General features: G+C 66.4%; 30 protein-coding genes. 15 read left to right on the plus strand and 15 right to left on the minus strand.

All coding sequences use genetic code 11. The features are described 5' to 3' along the window. Window positions 1-6 precede the first annotated feature (6 nt). The 5 genes from IM760_RS01415 to pilG are packed head-to-tail and all read right to left on the minus strand — an operon-like array spanning window position 7 to window position 4,334. On the minus strand, window positions 7-882 hold the full coding sequence (locus tag IM760_RS01415) for a CheR family methyltransferase (protein WP_204426762.1): 876 nt from the start codon (window positions 880-882) through the stop codon (window positions 7-9). Window positions 883-913: 31 nt separating this feature from the next. Beyond that, window positions 914-2,938: a methyl-accepting chemotaxis protein gene (locus IM760_RS01420; protein WP_204426763.1), complete on the minus strand. Its 2,025-nt coding sequence runs from the start codon at window positions 2,936-2,938 to the stop codon at window positions 914-916. Between the two features lie 49 nt (window positions 2,939-2,987). Continuing rightward, entirely contained in the window at window positions 2,988-3,536 is a 549-nt protein-coding gene (locus IM760_RS01425; protein ID WP_204426764.1) for a chemotaxis protein CheW, read from the minus strand. 7 nt (window positions 3,537-3,543) lie between these two features. Then, entirely contained in the window at window positions 3,544-3,912 is a 369-nt protein-coding gene (gene pilH, locus IM760_RS01430; RefSeq protein ID WP_204426765.1) for a twitching motility response regulator PilH, read from the minus strand. A 44-nt stretch (window positions 3,913-3,956) separates the two neighbouring features. Continuing rightward, complete coding sequence (gene pilG / locus IM760_RS01435) at window positions 3,957-4,334, minus strand: twitching motility response regulator PilG (protein WP_067606169.1); 378 nt, start codon at window positions 4,332-4,334, stop codon at window positions 3,957-3,959. Window positions 4,335-4,647: 313 nt separating this feature from the next. On the opposite strand from pilG, the gene gshB reads away from it, so the two are divergent. From gshB to ruvX, 4 genes are all read left to right on the plus strand, one after another. After that, the gene (gene gshB / locus IM760_RS01440) at window positions 4,648-5,595 is read left to right on the plus strand and encodes a glutathione synthase (protein WP_204426766.1); all 948 of its coding nucleotides are present in this window, start codon (window positions 4,648-4,650) and stop codon (window positions 5,593-5,595) included. Between the two features lie 82 nt (window positions 5,596-5,677). After that, complete coding sequence (locus IM760_RS01445; RefSeq protein WP_204426767.1) at window positions 5,678-6,547, plus strand: energy transducer TonB; 870 nt, start codon at window positions 5,678-5,680, stop codon at window positions 6,545-6,547. Between the two features lie 55 nt (window positions 6,548-6,602). Next, entirely contained in the window at window positions 6,603-7,166 is a 564-nt protein-coding gene (locus IM760_RS01450) for a YqgE/AlgH family protein (protein ID WP_204426768.1), read from the plus strand. Then, window positions 7,166-7,570 (plus strand): Holliday junction resolvase RuvX, encoded by a 405-nt coding sequence (gene ruvX, locus IM760_RS01455; RefSeq protein WP_204426807.1) that lies wholly within the window; start codon window positions 7,166-7,168, stop codon window positions 7,568-7,570. The genes IM760_RS01450 and ruvX overlap by 1 nt, the downstream gene beginning before the upstream one ends. Before the next feature lie 55 nt (window positions 7,571-7,625). On the opposite strand, the gene IM760_RS01460 is transcribed toward ruvX, so the two are convergent. Further along, a complete protein-coding gene (locus IM760_RS01460; RefSeq protein WP_239549533.1) occupies window positions 7,626-8,180 on the minus strand; it encodes a DUF2780 domain-containing protein in 555 nt (184 codons plus the stop codon). A 215-nt stretch (window positions 8,181-8,395) separates the two neighbouring features. On the opposite strand from IM760_RS01460, the gene pyrR reads away from it, so the two are divergent. The 3 genes from pyrR to IM760_RS01475 are packed head-to-tail and all read left to right on the plus strand — an operon-like array spanning window position 8,396 to window position 11,194. Continuing rightward, entirely contained in the window at window positions 8,396-8,911 is a 516-nt protein-coding gene (gene pyrR / locus IM760_RS01465; protein WP_204426769.1) for a bifunctional pyr operon transcriptional regulator/uracil phosphoribosyltransferase PyrR, read from the plus strand. Beyond that, the gene (locus IM760_RS01470; RefSeq protein ID WP_204426770.1) at window positions 8,908-9,924 is read left to right on the plus strand and encodes an aspartate carbamoyltransferase catalytic subunit; all 1,017 of its coding nucleotides are present in this window, start codon (window positions 8,908-8,910) and stop codon (window positions 9,922-9,924) included. The genes pyrR and IM760_RS01470 overlap by 4 nt, the downstream gene beginning before the upstream one ends. Next, window positions 9,914-11,194 (plus strand): dihydroorotase, encoded by a 1,281-nt coding sequence (locus tag IM760_RS01475; protein ID WP_204426771.1) that lies wholly within the window; start codon window positions 9,914-9,916, stop codon window positions 11,192-11,194. The genes IM760_RS01470 and IM760_RS01475 overlap by 11 nt, the downstream gene beginning before the upstream one ends. A 9-nt stretch (window positions 11,195-11,203) precedes the next feature. Here IM760_RS01475 and dsbG read toward each other — a convergent pair whose 3' ends face one another. Together dsbG and IM760_RS01485 are read right to left on the minus strand one after the other, a co-directional pair. Continuing rightward, the gene (dsbG, locus tag IM760_RS01480; protein ID WP_204426772.1) at window positions 11,204-11,776 is read right to left on the minus strand and encodes a thiol:disulfide interchange protein DsbG; all 573 of its coding nucleotides are present in this window, start codon (window positions 11,774-11,776) and stop codon (window positions 11,204-11,206) included. Between the two features lie 3 nt (window positions 11,777-11,779). Beyond that, window positions 11,780-12,598, minus strand: a complete 819-nt coding sequence (locus IM760_RS01485) for a TlpA disulfide reductase family protein (protein WP_204426773.1) — start codon at window positions 12,596-12,598, stop codon at window positions 11,780-11,782. A 124-nt stretch (window positions 12,599-12,722) separates the two neighbouring features. Here IM760_RS01485 and IM760_RS01490 point away from each other — a divergent pair, with 124 nt between their 5' ends. Beyond that, the gene (locus IM760_RS01490; RefSeq protein ID WP_204426774.1) at window positions 12,723-13,385 is read left to right on the plus strand and encodes a response regulator; all 663 of its coding nucleotides are present in this window, start codon (window positions 12,723-12,725) and stop codon (window positions 13,383-13,385) included. Further along, window positions 13,382-14,689: an ATP-binding protein gene (locus tag IM760_RS01495; RefSeq protein ID WP_204426775.1), complete on the plus strand. Its 1,308-nt coding sequence runs from the start codon at window positions 13,382-13,384 to the stop codon at window positions 14,687-14,689. Before IM760_RS01490 ends, IM760_RS01495 begins: the two co-directional genes overlap by 4 nt. Here the strand turns inward: IM760_RS01495 and IM760_RS01500 are convergent. After that, on the minus strand, window positions 14,661-15,185 hold the full coding sequence (locus IM760_RS01500) for a DUF4136 domain-containing protein (protein ID WP_204426776.1): 525 nt from the start codon (window positions 15,183-15,185) through the stop codon (window positions 14,661-14,663). The two genes, IM760_RS01495 and IM760_RS01500, sit on opposite strands and share 29 nt — an antisense overlap. A gap of 59 nt (window positions 15,186-15,244) precedes the next feature. Next, window positions 15,245-16,135, minus strand: a complete 891-nt coding sequence (locus IM760_RS01505; RefSeq protein WP_204426777.1) for a LysR family transcriptional regulator — start codon at window positions 16,133-16,135, stop codon at window positions 15,245-15,247. A gap of 97 nt (window positions 16,136-16,232) precedes the next feature. Between IM760_RS01505 and IM760_RS01510 the strand changes: the two genes are divergently transcribed. From IM760_RS01510 to IM760_RS01520, 3 genes are read left to right on the plus strand one after another with little or no spacing between them, the layout of a single operon-like run. Continuing rightward, complete coding sequence (locus tag IM760_RS01510; protein ID WP_204426778.1) at window positions 16,233-16,856, plus strand: FMN-dependent NADH-azoreductase; 624 nt, start codon at window positions 16,233-16,235, stop codon at window positions 16,854-16,856. Between the two features lie 47 nt (window positions 16,857-16,903). Further along, a complete protein-coding gene (locus tag IM760_RS01515; protein WP_204426779.1) occupies window positions 16,904-17,908 on the plus strand; it encodes a glutathione S-transferase family protein in 1,005 nt (334 codons plus the stop codon). A 46-nt stretch (window positions 17,909-17,954) separates the two neighbouring features. Continuing rightward, on the plus strand, window positions 17,955-18,812 hold the full coding sequence (locus tag IM760_RS01520) for a pirin family protein (RefSeq protein ID WP_204426780.1): 858 nt from the start codon (window positions 17,955-17,957) through the stop codon (window positions 18,810-18,812). Window positions 18,813-18,815: 3 nt separating this feature from the next. Here IM760_RS01520 and IM760_RS01525 read toward each other — a convergent pair whose 3' ends face one another. The 5 genes from IM760_RS01525 to IM760_RS01545 all read right to left on the minus strand — a co-directional run bounded on the left by IM760_RS01525 (window position 18,816) and on the right by IM760_RS01545 (window position 22,410). Next, window positions 18,816-19,130 carry a HigA family addiction module antitoxin gene (locus IM760_RS01525; RefSeq protein WP_204426781.1) on the minus strand — a complete coding sequence of 105 codons (315 nt, stop codon included), beginning with the start codon at window positions 19,128-19,130 and terminating at the stop codon, window positions 18,816-18,818. Between the two features lie 22 nt (window positions 19,131-19,152). Next, entirely contained in the window at window positions 19,153-19,437 is a 285-nt protein-coding gene (locus IM760_RS01530) for a type II toxin-antitoxin system RelE/ParE family toxin (RefSeq protein WP_204426782.1), read from the minus strand. Between the two features lie 182 nt (window positions 19,438-19,619). Next, window positions 19,620-20,045, minus strand: a complete 426-nt coding sequence (locus IM760_RS01535; RefSeq protein WP_204426783.1) for an OsmC family protein — start codon at window positions 20,043-20,045, stop codon at window positions 19,620-19,622. A 198-nt stretch (window positions 20,046-20,243) separates the two neighbouring features. After that, a complete protein-coding gene (locus tag IM760_RS01540; RefSeq protein WP_204426784.1) occupies window positions 20,244-21,362 on the minus strand; it encodes a PilT/PilU family type 4a pilus ATPase in 1,119 nt (372 codons plus the stop codon). A gap of 13 nt (window positions 21,363-21,375) precedes the next feature. Further along, entirely contained in the window at window positions 21,376-22,410 is a 1,035-nt protein-coding gene (locus IM760_RS01545; RefSeq protein WP_204426785.1) for a type IV pilus twitching motility protein PilT, read from the minus strand. Between the two features lie 61 nt (window positions 22,411-22,471). Between IM760_RS01545 and IM760_RS01550 the strand changes: the two genes are divergently transcribed. From IM760_RS01550 to IM760_RS01560, 3 genes are all read left to right on the plus strand, one after another. Beyond that, complete coding sequence (locus tag IM760_RS01550) at window positions 22,472-23,164, plus strand: YggS family pyridoxal phosphate-dependent enzyme (RefSeq protein WP_420838120.1); 693 nt, start codon at window positions 22,472-22,474, stop codon at window positions 23,162-23,164. Window positions 23,165-23,187: 23 nt separating this feature from the next. After that, complete coding sequence (gene proC, locus IM760_RS01555) at window positions 23,188-23,997, plus strand: pyrroline-5-carboxylate reductase (protein WP_204426786.1); 810 nt, start codon at window positions 23,188-23,190, stop codon at window positions 23,995-23,997. Window positions 23,998-24,410: 413 nt separating this feature from the next. After that, window positions 24,411-25,687, plus strand: a 1,277-nt coding sequence (locus IM760_RS01560; protein ID WP_204426787.1) for a purine-cytosine permease family protein, incomplete at its 3' end; no start/stop codon positions are given.

The following is a 25,687-nucleotide window of genomic DNA, read 5'->3' on the forward strand; positions in this document are numbered from 1 at the left end:
GCGTTCTTATTGCCGGCGCCGGAAGGCCAGGGTGTCGGCGAACTGGACACGTTCCAGTCGCGGATCCTGCCAATCGGTGATTTCGCCGGGTCCGAGCACCAGTAATCCCCCGGGTGCCAGCCGGCCGGCCAGCCGGTTGACGATCTGCCGTTTCCGCCAGCGGCGGAAATAAATCAGCATGTTCTGGCAAAAGATCAGGTCCATGTTGTCCATCGGCGCCTGATCCAGATTCAGCACGTTCAGGTAGGCGAAACAGACCCGCTCACGCAGCGTCTGGGCGACCTGCTGGTGGCGGCCGTCGGCGTCGCTGAAGTAAGCCTCGCGCAGCGCCGGGTCGATCTGCTCCACCCGGCGCCGTGGAAACAGGCCACGGCGCGCCTTGGCCAGGGTGGGCAAGCTGATGTCGGTGCCGGTGATGCCGTAGAACAGCGGCTTGCCGTTGTCGGCGAAGCGCTCGTTGATCAGCATCGCCAGGGAATAGGCTTCCTCGCCGGTGGAGCAGCCCACGCTCCAGGCATTGAGGGTGGCGCCGCCGGGCCGTTCGGCGGCGAACCGGTCGACGAACTCCTGCACCAGGGCGAACGAGCCCGGGTGGCGGAAGAAGCTGGTTTCCTGAACCGTGAGCCGGTCCACCAGCACCGACCATTCCATGGCCCGCGCCTCGGTGGCACCGGTGACCAGCTGCTCGTAATACAGGTCGTAGCCGGCGATGCCCAGCTCGCGCATGCGGATATTGAGGCTGGTCTCCAGGAACGGCTTGCGCTCCGCCGCCAGCGTCATGCCGGTGCGCTCCTCGAGCAGGGCCTGCCAGAGCTGGAACTGCTCGGCGTCCATGGCGGGGGCGCTCTTGATCGACCAGCGATCTGTCACTGCGTAACCCATGGTTCCGTCTCCGGAACCGGCTCAGGCCGGCTCAGGAATGTTCCGGCAGGCGGAAGCCGGCCACCGAATTGCGCATCTCCTGGGCCATTTCCGCCAGGTCGCCAATGGAGCGGGCGGTGGCGGTGGTACCGGCGGAGGTCTGCGAGGTAATTTCCTGGATCACGTTCATGGTGTTGGAGATGTGACCCGCCGAGGCGGCCTGTTGGCGCGCCGCGTTGGAAATGTTCTGGATCAGGTCGGCCAGGTTCTTGGATACGTTTTCGATTTCTTCCAGGGCGACACCGGCGTCCTGGGCCAGGCGCGCGCCCTTCACCACCTCGGCGGTGGTGGCTTCCATGGAAATCACCGCCTCGTTGGTGTCGGTCTGAATGGTTTTCACCAGGGTTTCGATCTGCTTGGTGGCGGCGGCGGAACGTTCCGCCAGGCGCTGCACCTCATCCGCCACCACCGCGAAGCCACGGCCCGCCTCGCCGGCCATGGACGCCTGAATGGCCGCGTTCAAAGCCAGGATGTTGGTCTGGTCGGCGATGTCGTTGATCAGCGATACGATGTCGCCAATCTCCTGGGAGGATTCACCCAGCCGCTTGATCCGTTTGGAGGTTTCCTGGATCTGCTCGCGGATGGTGTCCATGCCGTGGATGGTGGCCTGCACCACTTCCGCGCCCTTGTTGGCGATCGCCACCGCTTTTTCCGCCACCGCGGCGGACTCGGCGGCGTTGGCGGATACCTGGTCAATGGACACCGCCATTTCGTTCACCGCCGCCGAGGCGCCGGCGATTTCCTGGGCCTGGTGCTCGGAGGCTTCCGCCAGATGCATGGCGGTGGACTGGGTTTCCTGGGCGGCGGAGGCCACCTGCACGGCGGAGTTGTTGATGGTCTGTACCAGGCTGCGCAGCTGGTCGATGGAGTAGTTGATGGAGTCGGCGATGGCGCCGGTGAAGTCCTCGGTCACCGTCGCTTCCACGGTCAGGTCACCGTCCGCCAGGTCGCCCAATTCATCGAGCAGACGCAAAATCGCCGCCTGGTTACGCTGGTTCTCGCTTTCCAGCTCGTTACGGCGGCGGGCTGCTTCACGGTTACGCTGCAGCATGATCAGGAAGAACATCAGCACCGCGATGCCGGCGCACACGGCGCCCAGCCACAGCGAGGGGAACAGCCCGGTGGTGGTGCTCTCGAACTGCTCGTTCAGGTTGGTGGATTCCTGCAGCAGATCCTGGGAGGTACGGAAGATGGTGTCGGCGGCGCTGGCCACCTGGAACAGGTCCGGGGCGGTGTACAGAATCTCGTCGATGGACTGGGTGACGAATTCGTCGAACAGACGGGACACCCTTTGCAGATAGTTGAGCGCCTCGGGGTTGGTGATCTGCTGGATGCCCATGGCCGGGTCGCCCTGCAGCATGCCGTTCAGCACGCGGCCGAACTCGGTGGCGTCGCGGCCGAAGTTGTCGGCGGCGATCACCGCGTTGTCATCGCCTTCCAGTACCCGGGAGATGGAGCGCAGGATCCGTTCGGTGAGCAGAATCTGGCGCTGGGCGAAGGCCACCTGATCCGGAGCGGCGTTGGTCTCCACCAGGATGTCCACCACCGCCTGGTATTCGGATTGCAGCTGGGGAATGGCCTGGGCCAGGGTGTCCGCCACTTCGTGCAGATCCAGCACCGCGTCGCGGCCGTTCAGAATGGTGGCGGTGTCCTCGCTGGCCTGATCCCACAGCGCCTGCAGGCGCTGCTTGACCTGATCGTTGGCCACCGGTTCTTCCTTCAGCCGGTTCCAGGCACCCTGGAAATCGCTGCGCGAATCCTGCAGCAGCACGAAGGCGTCGGCGTTACCGGAGGCCGCCTCCAGCGCGTTCTTGGCGATCTGCTGGGAGACCACGCGCAGTTCCGAGGCGTCGGTGATGTTTTCCTGGGCCAGGTTGGCCCGCGTCGCCGACAACAGAAAGTTGGCCAGCGCCAGGGCGATGAAAATGGCAAGCCCGATATACAGGGCGACATTGAGCGGATTGCCCCCCGCGCTCCCCCGTGCCTTGCTGAACACGTTTCCCGGTTTGAACTTCATAACTGGCTCCTGGCCTGGCTCTGTTCTTATCTCCCCGGCGCGTCTTGCCTCAGCCCGTGCGGGCCGCCTGCATGAAGCGCGGATCCTGTGCCAGCCGCGTCAGGCTGAACACGGACCAGAGTTCCCCGTCCCTCAGATAGCCGCCGCGCAGATAAGGCCCCAGGTCCTCGTCCCCCGCGGTCGGCACCGGCCGGTAGGCATCGAGGGGGAAGTGCTGCATACCCTGCACCTCATCCACGATGACCCCGGTATAAAGATCGTTCTGATCCAACACCAACAATCTGCGCCGTCGTTCCTGCAGCTCCGAAGCCCGGCCCAGGAAACGGCTCAGATCCATGATCGTCATCAGGCGGCCGCGCACGTTGGCCACCCCTTTCATCCAGGGCAGTACCCCGGGCACCCGGGTGTAGGGCGGCACCGAGAGGATTTCCGCCACCTCGTCCATGGGCGCCACCAGCCGGTGACGGTCCAGGGTAAAGCCCACCCCGCTCCAGTAATCGACCGCGTCTTCCTGCATCGGCAGGCTGGCGGCCAGCCGGCGGCAGCGGACCAGATAGTCCGCCAGTTTGACGAAGGCGGCGGAGGCGGCGGTACTCATCGATGCGTCACGCGCCGGTCAGCTGCCGGTCCACGGTCTGCAGCAGCACGTCCTCGTCCACCGGCTTGGTCAGGTAATCGCGGGCGCCCTGACGCTTGCCCCAGACCCGGTCGGTTTCCTGGTCCTTGGTGGTCACGATGATGATCGGTATATGGGCGGTGTCGGCGCCCTTGGTCAGTTGCCGGGTGGCCTGAAAACCGTTCAGGCCGGGCATCACCACGTCCATCAGCACCAGGTCGGGCAGTTCGGAGCGGGCCAGCGCCACGCCGTCGGCGCCGTTGGCGGCTTCCAGAACGTGGTGGCCGTGTTTTTCCAGGATCTCCCGCAGTTTGTAGCACTCGGTGGGAGAATCATCGACGATCAGAATGCGTGCCATCTTTTCCTCTTCGGGTTGAGCGTCGCGGTGGCATTGAAGCGGCATTAGACGTGTTGACGAATGGCGCCCAGCAGTTCGTCCTTGGAGAACGGCTTGGTCAGGTATTCGTCGGACCCCACGATCCGACCCTTGGCCTTGTCGAACAGGCCGTCCTTGGACGACAGCATGATCACCGGCGTCGCCTTGAAGGCGCTGTTGTTCTTGATCAGGGCACAGGTCTGGTAGCCGTCCAGTCGCGGCATCATGATGTCCACGAAAATGATGCTCGGCTTGCTGTCGGCGATCTTGGCCAGGGCATCGAACCCGTCGGTGGCGGTAATCACCTCGCAGCCCGCTTTCTTCAGCAAGGTTTCGGCGGTACGACGAATGGTTTTGGAGTCGTCGATCACCATTACCTTGAGGTCTTGGAAATTGTCAGTCATGGAGAACTGCCTTCAATCGTGAACCGTTACGGGCCGCAACGTCATGTCAGCGGGAGGCGCGGGCACAGCCGCCGTCCCGGCGACGCCGAAAATCATAGTTATTGTGGGTCCAGTGAGCCTCTTCTTTGATCCCCGTTACGACTTTGTTCGGAGGCTCTACTGGGTGAAACAGCCCAAGCCGAGGTTTTAACACAGTTTCTACATTCAATCTATAAGACCCTGTGGGACCTGAGAAAAGCGTCCCGTAGCGGCCCGCGCGAGGCACTGATACCATTGCCCGGCACCCCTGCCGCGACTATTTCCTGGAGCCTCCATGAGCCTGAACATCGGCGTGGTGATGGACCCCATCGACCACATCAAACCCTGGAAAGACACCACCCTGGCCATGCTGCTGGAAGCCCAGCGGCGCGGCTGGTCCATCCATTATATGGAGCCCGCCGATCTGTACGTGCGCGACGGCGAGGTGCGGGCGGTGACCCGTGACCTGACCGTGCGCGACGATAATAACGACTGGTTCACACTGGGCGAGCCGGCACCCCGGCCCCTGGCCGGTCTGGACATGATCCTGATGCGCCAGGACCCGCCGTTCAACGCCGCCTATCTGTACGCCACCTATATGTTGGAGAAGGTGGAGCGCGAAGGGGTGATGGTGGTCAACAAACCGGCCAGTGTCCGCGACAGCAACGAAAAGCTGTTCGCCACCGATTTTCCCCAATGCTGCGTGCCCACCCTGGTGTCCGGCCGCGCGGATCGTCTGCGCGAGTTTGTAAAGGAACAGGGTGACACGGTGATGAAGCCGCTGGACGCCATGGGCGGCACCAATGTGTTCCGCATCGAGCCGGGCAGCGCCAACCTGAGCGTGATCATCGACGTGCTCACCGAGAACGGCAAAACCCCGGTGATGGCCCAGCGCTTCATTCCCGAGATCAAGGACGGCGACAAGCGTATCCTGATGATCAACGGCGAGCCGGTGGACTACGCCCTGGCCCGCATTCCCAAGGAAGGCGAGTTCCGCGGCAATCTGGCCGCCGGTGGCACCGGGCAGGGGCGCGAGCTCACCGACCGGGACCGCTGGATCTGCCAGCAGGTGGGTCCGGTGCTGCGCGAGAAAGGGCTCTACTTCGTGGGCCTGGATGTGATCGGCGATTATCTCACCGAGATCAACGTGACCAGCCCCACCTGCGTGCGCGAGCTGGATCAGATCTACGGCATCAATATCGCCGGCCAGCTGTTCGACGCCCTGCTCGAACTGCGCGGCTGATCGGGGAAATGCGCGCTACGTCCTGGGCGGCGTGGCGCGTTCGGGGGACAATGAGCACGATAATAAAGACGCAAGATCCTTCATGGCTGCTCCTCAGGTAACCGCCGCCGACCGGCTCGGCTTCACATTGTTTCTGGCCCTGGCCGTGCACGGCGTGGTGCTGTTTGGTGTCAGTTTCGCGCCGGAGAAGCCGCGCGCGGCGCCCAACAGCCTGGAGGTGACCCTGGCCTCGCACCGGGCCGACCAGGAACCGGAAGAGGCCGACTTCATCGCCCAGGCCAACCAGGCCGGCGCCGGCGACCAGGCGGAGAAGCGCGAGCTGACCACCACCGAAACCGCGCCGTTCAGCGACCCGGACACCGACACCGTGCAGCTTCAGGCGCCGTCCGCCCGGGAGCCGCGCCCGGTCACCCGCCAGAAGATCATCGTTACCCGGGCGCGCAGTGACCGACCCGAAGAGAGCGAACAGAGCGACCGCCAGGAAAAAACGCCACGCCAGAAAGCCGAGCGGGACAATATGGACGAGCTGAGCCGGGAGATCGCCAGCCTGCAGGCCCGTCTCGACCAGCAGAAGCAGGCCTACGCCAAGCGTCCCCGGATCCGGCGCCTCACCTCGGTGTCCGCCAAGGCCCATTATGAGGCCGCCTACATCGACGCCTTCCGCCGCAAGGTGGAAGCCGCCGGCACCCGTCACTTTCCGCGTCAGGCGCTGGAGAACAATACCTTTGGCGGGGTGCGGTTGATGGTGGCGCTGCGCCGCAACGGCGACATCGAGGAAGTGAAGGTGCTGGCGTCCTCCGGCCACGGCTTCCTGGACCAGGCGGCGATCCAGAGTGTACGGCTGGCGGCGCCGTTCGAGCCGTTCACCGGCGAGATGCGCGAGCGCATGGACGTGCTGGAGATCATTCGCACCTGGCGCTTCGACGCCGGGCGCCGGGTGTCGTCCCAATAGCGCCGGCGGCGCTTGTTCCCTTGCCCTCGCCGGGGCCGCGCCGGATACTGTGGCCATGGACAACGCCAGCCTCAAACATCAGCTTCTGATCGCCATGCCGCAGATGGACGATCCCAACTTCGAACACACCGTCACCTACGTGGTGGAGCACGGTGACGAAGGGGCCATGGGATTGACGCTCAACCGTCCGGTATCGCTGAGCCTCAACGACATCCTGGCGGACATGGACATCGAGGTGGAAGTGCCGCCCTCCGAACACCACCAGGTGGTGGCCGGCGGCCCCATTCAGCAGGACTCCGGCTTCGTGCTGCACCGCAGCACGCCGCGGCTGTGGGATTCCAGTATCCAGCTGGCCGATGGCCTGTGCCTGACCACCTCCCGGGACATCATGGAAGCCATCGCCCTGGGCGAGGGGCCGGCGGCCACCCTGGTGTGCCTCGGTTATGCCGGTTGGGATCGGGGGCAGCTGGAACAGGAACTGGCCGAGAACGTCTGGCTGAGCGCCGCCAGTTCCCCGGAGCTGGTCCTGGACACGCCCTTCAACCAACGCTGGCAGGCCGCCGCCGCCGGGCTCGGCGTGGACATCAGCCTGATCGCTACCCAGGTGGGCCACGGTTGATCCTGCTGGCCTTCGACTACGGCACCAAGAAGATCGGCCTGGCCACCGGCAATGATCTGATTGGCACCGCCTCACCCCTGCTGCCCCTGCCCAGCCATAACGGCCAGCCGGATTGGGACCGGGTGGCGGCGCTGCTCGACGAGTGGCGCCCGGATACCCTGGCGGTGGGCCTGCCGCTCAATATGGACGGCACCGAAAGCCCCTCCAGCGCCCGCGCGCGCAAGTTCGCCCGGCGCTTGCACGGTCGCTTCGGTCTGCCGGTGGTGATGGTGGATGAGCGCCTTTCCACCCGGGAAGCCCGCGAACGGACTGGCCAGCGCGGCCCGGACCCGAAAGTGGACTCCATGGCCGCGGTGGTGATCGCCGAAGGGCTGCTGAACGGCGCCGAGCCGATCCTTCCCTGACGAGCGCTCGGTTCAAGGCACGCCGCCGCCGCTGAGGGCGTCGGCGGCGTCAGGCTCAGGTGGCCGGGGCCCAGAGGTTCTGGAGGGTGCCGATCACCGAACCGGCCACGCCCTGGTTGCCCAGGAATTGAGTGATGATCGGCGTGAACTGGCCGATCATTTCCGGGCTCAGGCCGAGGGCGCTGAACGCCTGCTGCACGCCGGCCAGGGTCTTCACATTGCCGAGCACGCCGCTCAGCAGGCCGCCGCCGTTGCTGTTGCCGGTGCCGCCGAGCAGGGTGCCGAGGCCGGAGACCTGGTCGGTGACGCCGCTGAACTGATCGCCGGACAGCTGGCTTTTGGCCAGGGAGAACAGCGCGGCGGTGCCGCCGGCGGCCTGTTCGGTGGACACGCCGAGCTGGCTGGACAGGTCGTTGACCAGGGTGGCGGTGTCGCCGGCCAGCCGGGCGCCGTCCACGGTGGCCTGGGAGCGGTTGGTGGCGTCGGTGGCTTTTTTCTGAGCCTGATCCACCGCCTTGTTGGCGGAGTCCATGGCGCCTTTAAGGTCAAACGCCTGAACCGGTTGCGCGAACGCGGCCACCAGGGCCACCGCCGCCATGCTTTTGGTCAAAGCCAGTCTCTTGGTCAAGAGTGTCATCCTAATTCCTGTTTCCATATCCATGTTGATGAACCGCCACCCTAACGCCGGCGCGGCGCCGGTGACTGTGGCGCGAGTGTAAACCAAGACGGGCGCCGGCAGCTGGGTGCGGCTCGCAAAAGACGCACGGTGTGCCGGCGATCTGCTACTCTACGCCGGTTCGAACCATCCATCTTCAGGAGACACCCTTGCGCTGGAACGAAGCGGAGATCGAGGCGCGCCTGACCGCCATGGCGGAGCGGGTCGCGGCAGACTATGGCGAGGCGCCGCCGGCGCTGGTGGGCATTCAGTCCGGCGGCGCCTGGGTGGCCGAGGCGCTCAATGCCCGGCTGGCCACCGCTGCGCCCCTGGGCTCCCTGGACGTGAGTTTCTACCGGGACGACTTCGACACCCGCGGGCTGAAACGCACGGTGAAACCGTCGGATCTGCCGTTCGAGGTGGACGGGGCCCACCTGCTGCTGGTGGACGACGTGCTGATGACCGGCCGCACCATCCGCGCCGCCATGAATGAACTGTTCGATTACGGCCGGCCGGCCTCGATCCGGCTGGCGGTGCTGTTCGACATCGGACACCGGGAATTGCCAATTCGTCCCGATATTTGCGGGGAAACTTTGGCATTGCCGCCCCATCAGCGGGTAGAATTACGCGGGCCCGCGCCCCTGGTCGCGGAGGTGATTGAGATCCCCGTAAAGGCTGACGAATGACGCTTGCGCCGCCGCCCTCCTCCCGCGTGCAGCTCACCGATGACGGAAAGCTGCGACACTTTCTTTCCGTCGAACATCTCTCCCGTTCCCTGCTGGAAGACATCCTGGACACCGCCGCCAGTTTCGTCGACGTGGGCGGGCGCGCCATCAAGAAGGTGCCCCTGCTGCGCGGCAAAACGGTGGTGAACCTGTTCTTCGAATCCAGCACGCGCACGCGCAGCACCTTCGAGTTGGCCGCCAAGCGGCTCAGCGCCGACGTGCTCAACCTGGACATCGCCAAGTCCGCGACCAGCAAGGGCGAGACCCTGCTGGACACCCTGCGCAATCTGGAAGCGATGGCCGCCGACATGTTCGTGGTGCGCCACCAGGACTCCGGAGCGCCGTTCTTCATCGCCAACGAGGTGACCCCCGGCGTGGCGGTGATCAACGCCGGCGATGGGCGCCACGCCCACCCCACCCAGGCGATGCTGGATATGTACACCATCCGCCACTACAAAGGCGGCTTCGCCGGCCTGCGGGTGGCGATCGTCGGTGATGTGCTGCATTCCCGGGTGGCCCGCTCCCAGGTGCACGCGCTCAATATCCTGGGCGCCGAGGAAGTGCGCCTGATCGGTCCGCGCACCCTGCTGCCGGTGGCCGCCGCCGAGAGCCTGGGCGTCACCGTCTGCCACGACATGACCCAGGGACTGAAGGACGTGGACGTGGTGATCATGCTGCGCCTGCAGAAGGAACGCATGGACTCCGCCTTCCTGCCCAGTGAGGCGGAATTCTTCCGCCTGTACGGCCTCAACAACGAAAAACTGCGCCACGCCAAGCCGGACGCCATCGTCATGCACCCGGGGCCGATCAACCGGGGCGTGGAAATCGCCTCCGAGGTGGCCGACGGCCCGCGCTCGGTGATTCTCAACCAGGTGACCTTCGGCATCGCGGTGCGCATGGCGGTGATGTCGATGGCGATCAGCGGCCAGGAAAGCAGCCAGAACCCGGAGCAGGGAGACCAGCATGGCCGCTAAGGCGCATCTGTTGATTCGCAAGGGCCGGGTGATCGATCCGGCCTCCGGCCGCGACGAGGTGGCCGACCTGCTGGTGGAGGACGGCCGTCTGGTGCGCATCGGCGCCAGCCTGGACGCCCCCGGCGCGGACATCGTCGACGCCGACGGCCAATGGGTGATCCCCGGCCTGGTGGACGCCTGCGTGCATTTGTCGCTGCCGGACAGCGGCCGCGCCGGCGACGTCACTTCGGAAACCCGCGCCGCCGCCGCCGGCGGCATCACCCACCTGGCGGCGCAGCCGGACTGCGGGCCGGTGGACTCCACCGCGGTGGTGCGGCTGATCCGCGAACAGGCTGGCCAGGCGGGCTTTGCCCGGGTGCTGCCGGTGGCCGCCCTGACCCAGGATCTGGATGGCGTGCAGCTGGCGGAAATGGCCACCCTGGCCCGCGCCGGCTGCATCGCCGTGGGCCAGGCCGGTGCGCCGGTGGCGGACGCCCTGGTGCTCAAGCGGGGCCTGGAATACGCCGCCACCTTCGACCTGCCGGTGATGTTCCGGCCCCAGGACGCGGCCCTGGCCGCCGGCGGCTGTGCCCACGAAGGGCCCGTGGCCACCCGGCTGGGGCTGCCCGGCATTCCGGCGGTGGCGGAGTCCGTGGAGCTGGCCCGGGACCTGCTGCTGGTGGAGGCCACCGGCGTGCGTGCCCACTTCCAGCAGATCTCCAGCCGCGAATCCCTGCCTCTGCTGCGCGCCGCCAAGGCTCGCGGGCTGCCGGTGACCGCCGATGTGAGCGTTCACCATCTGCTGCTGGACGAATCCGCCCTGGAAGGCTTCAACAGCCACTGCCACGTAATCCCGCCCCTGCGCGGGGCCGCCGATCGGGAAGCCCTGCTGGCGGCGGTGGCGGATGGCACCATCGACGCGGTGTGCTCCCAGCACCAGCCCGCCGGCTCGTTCAGCAAGACCGCCCCGTTCCCGGCCACCCGGCCGGGCATCTCCGGCCTGGACACCCTGCTGCCGCTGATGCTCAAGCTGGTGGACGACGGCGCCCTGCCGCTGCACCGGGCGCTGGAAGCGGTGACCGCCGCGCCGGCGCGCTGTCTGGGCATCCAGGCCGGCCATCTGGAAGCGGGCCGGCCGGCCAGCCTGTGCGTGCTGGCGGCGGCGGAAAGCCGCACCCTGTCCAGCCACTGGCTGTCCGCCGGGCGCAACTCACCGTGGCTGCACAGCCGCCTGCCCGGCGCGGTGAAACTCACCGTCTGCCAGGGCAAGGTCAGCTGGCTGAGCGACTGAGGCCGGTCCTCAGTCCAGCTGAAACACCAGCCGGCGCAGGGTGTCCGGCTGCAGCACGCCGGGGGCGAACTGCAGCTTGCCGTCCGGGTCCCGGAAGATCGTCGCCGGCGTACCGCGAATGCCGAACTCCCGCATCAGCGCATTGTTCTCGCGCAACTGGCGGCCCACCGTTTCCGGCACCGGGTCCAGCGGCGTCAATTCGCCCTTCTCGCCGCGCGCCAGCGCCGCCGCCGGATCGTCCGCCGCCAGCACCGCCGCCCCTTCCCCGTAGCTGCCCGGGCGCAGCACCGCGACCACCACATGGCGCACCTGGGTGCGGTTGTCCGGGTCCGCCAGCAGGGGCCGCATGTCCCGCCACTGGCGCTCGCAATAAGGGCACTTCAGGTCGGTGAAGGTATACACCACCCGGTCCGGTTCCTCGGCGCCCTCCGCCACCCAGTGGCTCTGTTCCAGTACGTCGAAAATCTGCTTTTCCAGCGCGGCGCGGTCCTCCGGTGTGTCCTCTCGGGCCTGCACGGCGCCGGCGCTCAGGGCCGCGATCAGCAGCAGGGTCAGGGGGCGGAAGCATCGGAATAACGGCAAGGTTCACTCCTGGTCGGATGGCAAATGGGAACGAATAAAATGGCGCAGGCTGGCCGCCGACAACGGGCCCAGATGGCTGTTCACCACCCGGCCCCGGGCATCCACCAGCAAGGTGGTGGGCAGGCCGCCGCCCAGGGCGCGGCCCAGGTCCCGGTGGGGATCCAGCAAGACCCGTTCCAACCGCAGGCCCTCGGTGCTCAGATACTGGCGCACGGTGCCGGCGTCCTCGCCCTGGTTGGCGTACAGAAAGCGCACCGCCGGGTAATCGGTTTGCCCCTGCTGGAGCACCGGCATTTCCCGCCGGCAGGGTGGGCACCAGCTGGCCCACAGATTGATCAGCGTCAGCCGCCCGCCGACGGCGTCCGGCAGGGCCACCGGGGCACCGCCCAGGTCGTACAGCGTGGCCTCGGGCAAGGGGGCGTCCCCGGCGCGCAGCGGCGCCAGGGCCAGGCCGGTCAGCAGGGCCGCCACCGCGCCGGCCGTGCCGACACGCCCGGCCTCGGCCAGTGCCTTGCGATGACCGCGCCAGCGGGCCAGGGCCAGCCCCGCCAGCGCGCCCAGCACCGCCCCCGGCCACCAGAAACCGCCGTCGCGCACGTCCAGCATGGCCAGCGGTCCGGTGTACTGATCCAGGTAGCGGAGCACGAACGCCAGCCGCGCGCCGATCAGCCCGCTGAACAGCATCCAGCTGAGCACCGGCTCGGCGTCCGGCCGTTTGCGGCGGCGGCGCCAGGCGGTCAGCACCCAGGCGACGGTCACGCCGGCCAGCCAGGGCAGCACGGCCAGCGGCAGGGCCAGGGGGCCCAGATGGAAGGCGGTCATGAAAGCGGCTCTCTCCCGAGCGGTCTCTTGAGCGGTTGTCGACGACAGGCTGGCCGCCGATGATTAACGCCCGGTTAATTCGGCGCGGCCAGGATAGCCGGCACGGTGAGCGGTGGGAGCGATAATGTACATTCTGCTGGTGGAAGACGATGCCTTGTTGGGCGACGGCGTACAGGCGGGCCTGGAAGTGCACGGCTTTTCGGTGGCCTGGGTGCCGAACGCCGGCGCCGCGGCGGCGGCGCTGGCCGGCGCGGCGTTCGACCTGGTGGTGCTGGACCTGGGCCTTCCGGATCGGGATGGTCTGTCGCTGCTGCGCCAATGGCGCCGGCAGGGTCGCGATGAGCCGGTGCTGGTGCTGACCGCCAGGGATGGCGTCGCCCACCGGGTCGCCGGGCTCAATGCCGGCGCCGATGATTACCTGGAAAAGCCCTTCGACCTGGACGAGCTGGTGGCGCGGGTACACGCCCTGTTGCGCCGGGCGGAGGGCCGGGCGGCGCCGCTGGTCGAGTATGGTCGGCTGCGTTTCGACCCGGCCCGCCAACAGGTCTGGCTGGATCAACGGGAAATGGCCCTGACGCGCCGGGAGCGGGCTCTGCTTCAGGCGCTGCTCGGCGCCCGGGGGCGGGTGCTGACCGCTGACGACCTGGCCGACCGGGTCTACGGCTGGACCGAGAGCGTGGAGAGCAATGCCCTGGCGGTGCACATCCACAGCCTGCGCCGCAAGTTCGGTGAGGGGCTGATCGAGACCGTGCGCGGCGAGGGCTATCGTCTGGGGACTCCACCGTGAGGCTGGCGCCCGCCAGTTTGCGCGGCCGCCTATTGCTGGGGCTGGGCCTGGGTCTGTCGGTGCTGTGGCTGGTGCTGGCGGTATGGTTGCACCACGAGGTGCGCGACCGGGTGGCGGCGGTGCTCGACCAGCGGCTGGCGGCGTCGGCGCGGATGGTGGCGTCGCTGGTGGACGCCGGCGCGGCGGTGCCGGCGGCCCTGGCGGAAGGCGGCCGGCTGCCCCTGCGTGGCATCGCCTGCGAAGTGAGCGGCCTGCGCGGGGAGCTGCTGGCCCGCTCCAGCGGGGCCCCGGAGGGCGGTTTGGCACTGGATGGGGATGGCTTTGGCCAGCGCCATCTGGACGGTGAACTCTGGCGGGTGTTCACGGTGACCCAGGGCGATCTGAGAGTGGCATCCGCCGAACGCATGGCCGGACGCACCGGCTTCATGCGTCAGGTGGCCCTGGTGCTGCTGGCGGCCCTGTCCCTTGGCCTGCTGGCCAGCCTGGCCCTGGTCTGGTGGGCGGTGGGCCGGGCTCTGGGTCCGCTGTCCTCGTTGCGCGACCAGCTTGCCGGCCGTGATGCCGGTGACCGGCGAACGGTGGCCACGCCACCGGGGGCGGTGGAACTGAAACCCATGGTGGCCACGCTCAACCAGGTGTTCGGCCGCGAACGGGAAGCCCTGGATCGGGAGCGCCGACTCACCGACGACCTGGCCCATGAACTGCGCACCCCCTTGGCGGCGATCCGCACCCAGCTGCAGGTGGCGCAGCGCACCGAGGGGCCCCGCGCCGAACACGCCCGGGACGCGGCTCAGCAGGCGGCCGAGCGGCTCGGCCACAGCCTGGACCAGTTGCTGGCCCTGGCTCGGGAGCGCAGTGCGCCGGCGGATCGGGCGTCCCTGGCCACGGTGCTGGACGGGGTCTTGGAGGAACTGGCGCCGTCGCTCCGGAAACGGAACCTGAGCGTTCGGCGGGAGGCGGTGGCCGGCGTGCCGGCGGCGCCCGCCGGGCTGGTGCGCATCGTGCTGCGCAACGTGCTGGAGAATGCGGTGCGTCACAGCCCGGAAGGCGGGGTGATTACCCTGGCGCCGCTGGACGATGGGCGCGTGGGGCTGTGCATGGATGATCAGGGGCCCGGCCTCACTCCGGAACAACGCCGCCGGGCCCTGCAGCGGGGTTGGCGCGGCCATGGCGGTGGCCGTGGCCTGGGGCTGGCCATCGTCACCACCATCATGGCGCGTACCGATGGCCGGGTGGCCCTGGGCGGGGCGCCGGACGGCGGCCTGCGGGTGCGGGTCAGCTGGCCCCCGGCGGATAGCGCTTGAGCATCTCCGCCACCATTTTGTCGATGCGCTCGGCGCGTCGCTGGCTGCTCAGTTCCTCGTAGAGGGTGTCGCGGCTGGTGGCTTCCCAGACCACGTCCTTGGTGGCCCGGTCCACCATGGCCACCTGCAGCTTGTATTCCTTGTAGGTTTCGCCTTCCACCGGGGTGCTGGTGGACACGCCGTAGCCGCGGCCGAACCAGCCGAAGCCGAACTGCACGCCGCTGCCCTGGAATTTTTCCACCGGCACGAACCGGTAGCGCACCAGCATATCGGCCTGGTCCTTGCCGGCGCTTTGCAGCGGGTGATTGGCCAGCTCCCGGCGCAGGGCCTGCTGTACGCGCTGGCCGTCCAGGCTCAGGACCTCCTCATCGTCCGGCGGCGGGTCGATGGCGTAGCTGCGGTACTCGGCGAAATCCGTGCCGCTGCGGTGGTCCACCACCACCGGCGATACGCAGCCGGCCAGGGTCACGGCGAGAAACAGGGCAAACCAGCGCATGGTCCTTCTCCAGAACGGAAACGTGGCCTCCAGTATAAGCCGGTGTGGGCGGGGTTACGTCAATGGCCCTCGCCCTGGGCCAGTTGTGCCTTGATGCCCTCGCCGAGAAACCGGGCGGCGCGGCCGGCGTACTGACCGTCGGCGTACACCAGATAGAGATCGTGAAAGCGGTGCACCCCTTCCCGCAGGGGCAGCGGTTTGAGCGCGCCGGCGGCCAGGTCGTCGCGGATCTCCGGTTCCGGCACCCAGGCGAAGCCCAGGCCGCGCAACAGCGCCTGGCGGCGGGTGTGGCCGTGGGAAAAGGTCCAGCGTTTCTCGGCGCCGAGCCAGCCGGAGTCCACCCGCTGGCGGCCGGAGTCGCGCAGCACCAGCTGGCGGTTGGGACGCAGGTCGTCCAGGCCCAGCGGTCCCTGGGCGTGCAGCGGGTGCTCCGCCGCCGCCACCGCCACGAAGCGGATGCGGATCAGGTGGTCGCCCATGAAGCCCGGCGGCACCCGGCCGGTGATCACCAGGTCCGCCTCGTGGCGCAGCAGCGCCTCCTCCGAGCCGGACAGAATGGTCTCCTGGAACTCCACCCGGGTCAGCGGGCTTTCCTCCGCCAGCCGCACCAGAGCGCACAGCACCAGGGTTTGCGGAAACAGGCCGTCGGCGGCCACCCGCACCAGCGGCTCCCAGCCGTGACCGAACTGGATGGCGCTGCTCTCGATGCGGCCGGCCTCCTCCAGCAATACCTTGGCCTGGCGGTAGAGCAGATGGCCGGTTTCGGTCAGTTTGGCCCGCCGGCCTTCCAGGGCGAAGGCGCGCACGCCCAGCTCGGTTTCGATTTTCTGCACCGCGTAGCTGATCGCCGACTGGCTTTTGTCCAGGGCTTCGGCGGCGGCGGCGTAGCCGCCTTCGTCCACCACCGCGATCAGGGCTTGCCATTGGTCCAGGGTAATTTTGGTCGACATATCGAATCAGTTGGCCATATCACACAGATTGATGCCGTTTTATATCGGATGATCAGAAAAGACAATGGGGTCATTCTCATCTTCCACGGAGACGGCCATGACCCGCATCCTCTATCTGCAAAACAGTCTGTTCGGCGCCGACGGCGCCTCCAGTCGTCTGAGCCGCGCCTTTATCGACGGTTACCGCGACGCCCACCCGGATACCGAGGTGGTGACCCGGGACCTGGTCAATGACGGCGTGCCGCACCTGGACCTGGAGCGGGCCGGCGCCCTGCGCGGTTTCAGCGACGGGCTCAACGAGGCACAGCAAGCTGTGCTGGCCCGCTCCGATGCCTTCGTTCAGGAACTGCGCGACGCGGATCTGGTGGTGATCGGCATGCCCATGTACAACTTCGGCGCACCCACCCAGTTCAAGGCATGGATCGACCACATCGCCCGCGCCGGCGTCACTTTCAAGTACACCGACACCGGCCCGGTGGGCCTGCTCGAGGACAAACCGGTGCGCGTGTTCGCGGCTCACGGTGGCGTGCACGCCGGCCAGCCCTACGAGACCACCACCGTGTTCGTAAAACAGATTTTCGGTTTCATGGGTATTCGCGACGTCCGTTTCATTTACGCTGAAGGGCTGAACATGGGCGACGAGGTCAAGCACCAGGCGCTGGCCCGGGCCGAGGCGGAAATCGCCGCCGAACTGGAGGCGCTGACCCCCACCACCGCCTGAGCGCGGGGCGGCCGACCCAGGAAGTCAGACACGGACAGGAGAGCGATATGGGACTGCTGGTCGACGGACAGTGGCAGGACAAGTGGTACGACACCAAGAGCACCGGCGGACGCTTCAAGCGCTCGGAAAGCCAGTTTCGCAACTGGGTCACCGCCGACGGCGCCGCCGGCCCGTCCGGTGACGACGGCTTCAAGGCGCAATCGGGTCGCTACCATCTGTATGTGTCCTTTGCCTGCCCCTGGGCGCACCGGGCACTGGTGATGCGCGCCTGGAAAGGGCTGGAAGAGCAGATCGGTGTGTCGGTGGTGCATCCGCACATGCTGGAGAACGGCTGGGAGCTGCGCGACGACTTCGACGGCGCCACCGGCGACCCGCTGTACGGTCTGGACAAGCTCTATCAGCTCTATCTGAAAGCGGACCCCCACTACACCGGCCGGGTCACGGTGCCGGTGCTGTGGGACAAGGAACGGGAAACCATTGTCAGCAACGAGTCGGCGGACATCATCCGCATGCTCAACAGCGCCTTCGACGGGCTCGGCGCGCGGCCCGGGGACTACTACCCGGAGGACCTGCGCGAGGCCATCGAGGCGATCAACGAGCCGGTCTATCACCATGTGAACAATGGCGTCTACAAGTCCGGCTTCGCCACCGGCCAGGAGGCCTACGACGAGGCGGTGACCGCCCTGTTCGACACCCTGGAGGACCTGGAGCGCCGGCTCGGTGAAAGCCGCTACCTGGTGGGCAATACGCTCACCGAGGCGGACCTGCGCCTGTGGACCACGCTGGTGCGCTTCGACGCGGTCTATGTCACCCACTTCAAGTGCGACCGCAAGCGCATCGTCGACTACCCGAACCTGAACGGGCTGCTCAACGAGCTGTATCAGCTGCCCGGCGTGGCGGACACGGTGCACATGGACCATATCCGCCACCATTATTTCCGGAGCCATCCCACGGTGAACCCGCACGGGATCATCCCGATCGGCCCGGATCTGGATTTCACCGCGCCCCATGGCCGCGAGCGGCTGGGCGAACGGGAAATACGCGGCGCCTGAATCGGCCGGCGCCGCCGTGGATGCCCGCAAGGGCGAGGAGGCCATCATGAAAGATCGTCGTGTACTGCATACCATCCGGGCCCTGGACACCTCCGACGGGGCCGGCGTCCGCCTGAAGCGGGCCCTCGGCCACAATCCCTCGGTGCGGTTGGACCCCTTCCTGATGCTGGACGCGTTCTCCTCGGACAATCCGGACGATTACATTGCCGGGTTCCCGGCGCACCCCCACCGGGGTTTCGAGACCGTGACCTACCTGGTCGAGGGGCACATGAAGCACCGCGACCATCTGGGTAACGAAGGCGACCTGAAGCAGGGCGGCGTGCAGTGGATGACCGCCGGGCGCGGCATCATCCATGAAGAAATGCCCCAGCAGCAGGACGGCCTGCTGCGCGGCTTCCAGCTGTGGATCAACCTGCCGGCCCGGGAAAAAATGAAACCGGCGGGCTACCGGGACGTGGCGGACACGGACATGCCGCGCCGGGATCTGTCCGGCGGCGGTCAGGTCAAGGCGATCGCCGGTGAGGTGGTGCTGGACGGAGAAACCCTCAGCGCGCCGGTCAAAGGCGGCGCCACGGATCCGCTGTATCTGGACGTGAAACTGCGCCCGGGTGAGTCGCTCACGGTGCCCATCAAGGCCGGCTATAACGCCTTTCTGTACCTGTTCGAGGGCGGCCTGAGCGTGGCCGGCGAAACGGTGCCGGCGGAGCACACCGCGGTGCTCGACGACGGCGACCGGGTCACCCTGGAAGCCGGCGACCGGGGCGCGCGGCTGGTGCTGCTGGCGGGCAAGCCCCTCGGTGAGCCCATCGCCCAGTACGGTCCCTTCGTGATGAACACTCAGGAAGAGATCGAGCAGGCCCTGCGCGACTACCGCGCCGGCACCCTCACCGAACCCGCGGCCTGACGCTCAGGCCGCGGTCAGCGGTTTGATGCGTTCGATCTGGTCGCGAATGGCCTGTTCGGCGTCCCACAGATCCACCGCGCGCTGGGCGTTCAGCCAGAAGTCCGGCGTGTTGCCGAACAGGCGGGCCAGGCGCAGCGCCATTTCCGGGCTCAAGGCCCGCCGTTCGCGCAGCAGTTCGTTGATGGACTGGCGCGACACGCCCACCGCCGCGGCCAGGGACGTGACCGTCAGCCGGTAGTCGGGCAAAAAATCCTCGCGCAGCATTTCCCCGGGATGGGTGGGGCGGCGCTGCATGCCGGTGACACTGAAGAGGGTCATGGTGCCTCCCGCCGGCGGCGTTTTATGAATGGTAGTCACAGAACAGCACGTCATGAGCGTCTTCGCCGTCAAAGCGAAAGCAGATGCGCCATTGCTCGTTGACGCGGATGGCGTGCCGCCCTTTCTGATCGCCTTCCAGCCGATGGAGCCGGTTGCCCGGCGGCACCCGCAGGTCATCCAGGCAGGTGGCCAGGTGCACATATTCCAGCTTGCGCGCGGCTCTGCGCTCCACATCCGGCGGTACTCCCAGGCAGCGGCCCGTTGCAAACAGGCGCCGGGTGGTTTTGTCGGCGAAAGACACGATCATTTGTAACTCGTCACGTGATGGTTGTCAATGGTGTTCCGGCGATTACCCGGTGAACACAGGAACGGCAACGGTCAGTGTGACGAGGAACGTCGGGCAGGGGGATCAGCGATCTCTCAAGGATGCCGTGAGAGATCGACCATGATGATTGTCGGCGCCCGCCACGGGACGGGCGCCGGGGACAGTCAGCTTTGCAGCTTGGCGTCCAGGGAGATATCCGCGTTGAGCAGCTTGGAGACCGGGCAGCCTTCCTTCGCCGCCTTGGCGATTTTCTGAAACTCGTCGTCGTCGATGCCGGGGATTTTCGCCGTCATATCCAGGTGCACCTTGGTGATGCTGAAGCCGTCGCCATCCTTCTCCAGCGTGACCTTGGCCTTGGTGTCGATGCTGTCCGGGGTATAACCGGCATTGCCCAACTGCAGGGAGAAGGCCATGGAGAAACAGCCGGCGTGGGCGCCGCCGATCAGCTCCTCCGGGTTGGTGCCCGGCTCGTCCTCGAAGCGGGTGTTGAAGCCGTAGGGCTGATCCTTGAGCGCACCGCTCTGGGTGGAGATGGTGCCCTTGCCCTGCTTGATATCGCCTTGCCAGTGAGCGGAAGCGAACTTGTTCATGGTGGTGCTCTCCTTTTCCACGTTTCCAATGTTCATCGCGCCCTTGAGGGCGGGCCACCGCTCACCGTCGCGCGAACGCCGTGAAGGCGCCGTGGGGGCGGGGCCGCCCGGGGAGCGTTCAGGAATAGCACGGCGGCGCCCGCCGGCCCCAGCGCGGGCCGGCGACAAAAGGTAAAAGAAGGCAAAACGGAGGGCGGCTCAGTCGCCCTCGATGCTCAGGCCACGGGTGGCGTGGTCCAGGCTGGAGGCGTCGGTCTCATTGCCGAGCTTGATCATCAGGCGCAGATCGTTGGGGGAATCGGCGTGGGCGATGGCGTCTTCGTAGGTGATTTCGCCAGTGTCGTAGAGGTCGTAGAGCGCCTGGTCGAAGGTCTGCATGCCCTGCTCCCGGGACTTGCCCATCAGCGCCTTGAGCAGGTGGATCTCGCCCTTGCGGATATGGTCGGACACCAGCGGCGTGTTGAGCAGCACCTCAATGGCGGCGCGGCGGCCCTTGCCGTCCGGGGTGGGGATCAGCTGCTGGGCGACGATGCCGCGCAGGTTCAGCGACAGGTCCATGTACAGCTGGCCGTGCCGGTCGGCGGGGAAGAAGTGAATGATCCGGTCCAGGGCCTGGTTGGCGTTGTTGGCGTGCAGGGTGGCCAGGCAAAGGTGGCCGGTTTCGGCGAAGGCGATGGCGTAGTCCATCACCTCCCGGCTGCGCACCTCGCCGATCAGAATCACATCCGGGGCCTGGCGCAGGGTGTTCTTCAGGGCCACCTCGAAGGATTCCGTGTCGATGCCTACCTCGCGCTGGGTGACGATGCAGCCCTGGTGCTGATGGACGAATTCGATGGGGTCCTCGATGGAAATGATGTGGCCCTTGGAGTTCTTGTTGCGGTGGCCGATCATCGACGCCAGGGAGGTGGATTTACCAGTGCCGGTGGCGCCCACGAACAGCACCAGGCCCCGCTTGGTCATGGCCAGGTCCTTGATCACCGGCGGCAGCCGCAGTTCGTCCACCTGGGGAATCTTGGTCTCGATGCGACGCAGCACCATGCCCACCAGATTGCGCTGGTAAAAGGCACTGACCCGGAAGCGGCCGATGCCCCGGGCGGAAATGGCGAAGTTGCACTCGTGGTGTTCGAGAAATTCCTTGCGCTGTTTCTCGTTCATCACGTTGAGCACGATGTCCCGGGTCATGTCAGGGGTCAGGGCGTTGCGGGTCACCGGCAGCACCTTGCCGTGCACTTTCATGCTGGGTGGCACGCCGGCGGTGATGAACAGGTCCGAGCCGCCTTTTTGCACCATCAGTTTGAGCAGATCATCGAATTCCACGGTATCCCTCCCCTTAGAACGCGTCCGGGCTTTTCGCTTTTTCGCGGGCCGCCTCGCGGGACACCACGCCCTTCTGCACCAGCCCTTGCAGGCACTGATCCAGGGTCTGCATGCCCAGCGCGCCGCCGGTCTGGATCGCGGAATACATCTGCGCCACCTTGTCCTCGCGGATCAGGTTACGGATTGCCGGGGTGCCGATCATGATTTCGTGGGCCGCCACCCGGCCGCCGCCGTTCTTCTTCATCAGGGTCTGGGAAATCACCGCCTGCAGGGACTCGGACAGCATCGAGCGGACCATGGATTTCTCCTCGGCGGGGAACACATCCACCACCCGGTCGATGGTCTTGGCGGCGCTGGTGGTGTGCAGCGTGCCGAACACCAGGTGGCCGGTTTCCGCCGCGGTCAACGCCAGGCGGATGGTTTCCAGGTCGCGCATCTCGCCCACCAGAATGATGTCCGGGTCTTCCCGCAGGGCCGAGCGCAGCGCCTCGGCGAAGCCCAGGGTGTCGCGGTGCACCTCGCGCTGGTTGACCAGACACTTCTTCGATTCGTGCACGAATTCGATGGGGTCCTCGATGGTGAGGATGTGCTCGTAGCGGGACTCATTGATGTAGTTCATCATCGCCGCCAGGGTGGTGGACTTACCGGAGCCGGTGGGGCCGGTGACCAGCACGATGCCGCGCGGAAAATCCGAGATCTTCTGGAACACCTTGCCCATGCCCAGGTCCTCCATGGTCAGCACCTTGGAGGGAATGGTCCGGAACACGGCGCCGGCGCCCCGGTTCTGATTGAAGGCGTTGACCCGGAAGCGCGCCACGCCGGGCACCTCGAAGGAAAAGTCGGTCTCCAGGAACTCCTCGTAGTCCTTGCGCTGCTTGTCGTTCATGATGTCGTAGACCAGCGCGTGCACTTCCTTGTGTTCCATGGGCGGCAGGTTGATCCGGCGTACGTCCCCATCGACGCGGATCATCGGCGGCAGCCCGGCGGACAGATGCAGGTCCGAGGCGCCGTTTTTGGCACTGAAGGCAAGCAGTTCGGTGATATCCATTGGAATGACGTTTCTTCTCAGTAGAATTTCCTAAACTTAACCGCTCCCCGGAAGCCATTCAATGATGCCCGACACCGAGACGCCGCTAACCTCGATTCGCGCACGAATCCAGGCCGCCTGCGCCGCCGCCGGCCGTGATCCCGAGGCGGTCACCCTGCTGGCGGTCAGCAAAACCCGTGGCGCCGACGAGATCGCCGCCCTGGCCGACCAGGGCCAGCGCCATTTCGGCGAGAACTACCTGCAGGAGGCGCTGGACAAGATGCCGGCCCTGGCCGGCCGGGACCTGGTCTGGCACTTCATCGGCCCGCTGCAATCCAACAAGACCCGGGACGTGGCCGCCCGCTTCGACTGGGTGCACTCCGTGGACCGGGCCAAGGTGGCCCGGCGGCTCAACGACCAGCGCCCGGCGGGGCTGCCGCCGCTGAACGTGTGCCTGCAGGTCAATGTGGACGACGAGGAGAGCAAAAGCGGGCTGCCCCTGGCGGAGGTGCCGGCCCTGGCGGCGGCGTTCCAGGAGTGGCCCCGGCTGCGGCTGCGCGGCCTGATGGCGATCCCCCGGGCCGACGCCGAGGACGGTAACCGGTCGGCGTTCCGGCGGCTCGCCATGACACTGTCACATTTGCGCAATACAATGCCGGCCCTCGACACCCTGTCGATGGGCATGAGCGCGGATTACCCCGTGGCCATCGAAGAGGGTGCCACCCTGGTCCGGATCGGCACCGCCCTGTTCGGACCACGCCCGCCGAAGGCGTGACGGACAAGAGGAACGGCGCAGTTATGGCACAGCAACTGATCGGATTCATCGGGGCCGGCAACATGGCCAACAGCCTGGCCGGCGGCATGATCGCCAAGGGCATCCGCCCGGCGCGCATCTGGATGAGCGACCCGTCCCGGGACCGCCTGGACGAGGTGGCCCAGCTGCACCGGGTGCACGTCACCGAGGACAACCTGGAGGTGGCCCGCCGGGTGGATGTGCTGGTGCTGGCGGTGAAGCCCCAGGTGATGGGCGATGCCTGCGCCGTCCTGCGTGAGGTGATCGAGGAGCGCCAGCCGCTGATCATCTCCATCGCCGCCGGCGTCACCGTGGACAACCTGCGTCAGTGGCTGGGCGAGGCGCCCATCGTGCGCTGCATGCCCAACACCCCGGCCCTGGTGCAGGCCGGCGCCACCGGTCTGTACGCCGCCGACGGCGTGAGCGCCGCCCAGAAGGACATGGCCGGCCAGATCCTCGGCGCCGTGGGCCTGACCTTCTGGTTCGAGGAAGAGAAGGAGCTGGACGCGGTGACCGCGGTGTCCGGCTCCGGGCCGGCCTACTTTTTCCTGCTGATGGAATCCCTGATCGACGCCGCCGTGTCCCAGGGCCTGCCCCAGGCCACCGCCCGCCAACTGGTGCTGCAGACCGCCTGGGGCGCCGCCCAGCTGGCAATCACCAGCGAGGTGGGTCCGGACGTGCTGCGCCAGCGGGTCACCAGCCCCGGCGGCACCACCGCCGCCGCCCTCGGCGTGTTCGAGGAAGCCGGTTTCCGTGAGCAGGTGCAGGCCGCCGTGGCGGCCGCTCGGGAGCGCTCCGAAGAACTGGCTGGGTAAATCACGACCGAAGCATGCTTCGCAGCGTGATTTACGACTGGCCACGGATGGCCAGGCCGGACTTTCCGGCCGGCGCCGTGGACCCGGTGGCGGTGAGCACGATGGCGGTGCATTGTGTTACCTGATGGTGCGGCGCCGCCCTCAAGGGGTGTACCTTTTCGATTTGGTGGTGCTAGTATTTCCAGCGGTGGCCGCTGTGCAGAAGCGCGCGCGACCCACTGGCACCTTGGATGGTGCGAAAATTGCTTAAGCCTGGTATCGCATCGCTGGCCTCCGTGCCGGCACAGGCAACGAGGTCTGTCGCGGTACTCAACAGAAGGCGCTGAACAGCAGCGCCATTGATAAAGACAATCGAAGGCGAAGAAGCCCCATCGACTCCCGGAGTCGGTGGGGCTTTTTTTTGGAGAAAAAATATGGGAAAGCTGAAAGAGTGGTTTCAAGGTCCCCAGGACATCACTGAAGCGGAAGCGGTGGAAGACTACGCCGTCGGACGCGTGCCCCATCACTATCGATGGCCGATCCCGGCCATCATCCTGGTGCTTCTCGGTAACTCCACCGCCATGTTCTGGTTCAGCCTGGGCGCCGATATGACCTACCAGGTGGGCTGGCCAAAAGTCTGGATACCGATTCTTTATATGGTGGTGCTGGCCACGGTGATTGGCGCCGTGATCATGAAGCTGGCCAGCAAGGAGGGGTTGTCGCTGAATCTGATGACCCGGGGTCTGGGCTTCGGCTATATGGGCTCGGCGGTGACCTCGCTGATCTACGCGATCAATTTTATTTTCTATTTCTTGTTCGAAGGCACCATCGTTTCCCATGCCATCGCCAACCAGCTGGGCATCGCGGTGGACTCGCCCATGGGCATCGCCATCTTCGCCACCATGGGGCTGGCGGCCATCTGGTTCGTATGGAAAGGCATGTCCTCCATGCAGTTTCTGCAGACCTGGGGCGTGCCGATCTTCGTGGTGTTGTTCGCGTTCTGTATGTGGCAACTGGCCAATGACTACACGCCGGTGGGCTTCGCCGGCTGGCAACCGAAAGGCGACGGTGGCAGCAACGCCATGTGGATGGTGCTGAACATGGCCAACGGCCAGATCGTGTTCCAGGGTCTGCTGGCCACCGATTACGGACGTTTCGCCAAGCCGGGCATCACCCATAAGGGCACCGCCACCATCATGCTCGGCATGCTGATCCCCATCGTCGCGGTGATGCTGTTTGGCGCCTACCTGGCCTACACCCTGATGCCGCACATCAAGAGCGGCGACGTCTGGAGCCATGCGCTGGACCCGGGTTTTGTGTTCCCCATGGTAATCGGCGTGGTCGGGGTGATCTTCACCATCATCACGCAAATCCGCATCAACGTGATGAATCTGTACTCCGGCTCCATCGCGCTCTCCAACACCATGGACATGGCCTTTAACTACCGGCCCGGTCGGCAGTGGTGGATGGTTTTGGTGTGGGCGTTCGGGGTGCTGTTCTATGTGTGCAACATCCTCCAGTACACCGGCACCTTCCTGGCCATCACCGGCATTCTCACCAACACCTGGGTATTCATCATCCTCACCGACTACTTCGTGTGCCGGAAGATGCTCGGCCTGGCGCCCACCGACTTCGTGGAATACCGCAAGGAATACCGGGTATCCGGATTATCTGGTTGGTATGCGAGAGAGAAAGGTGGCCGACAAACTCA

It is taken from the genome of Alloalcanivorax marinus (assembly GCF_016906305.1).
GTDB lineage: Bacteria > Pseudomonadota > Gammaproteobacteria > Pseudomonadales > Alcanivoracaceae > Alloalcanivorax > Alloalcanivorax marinus.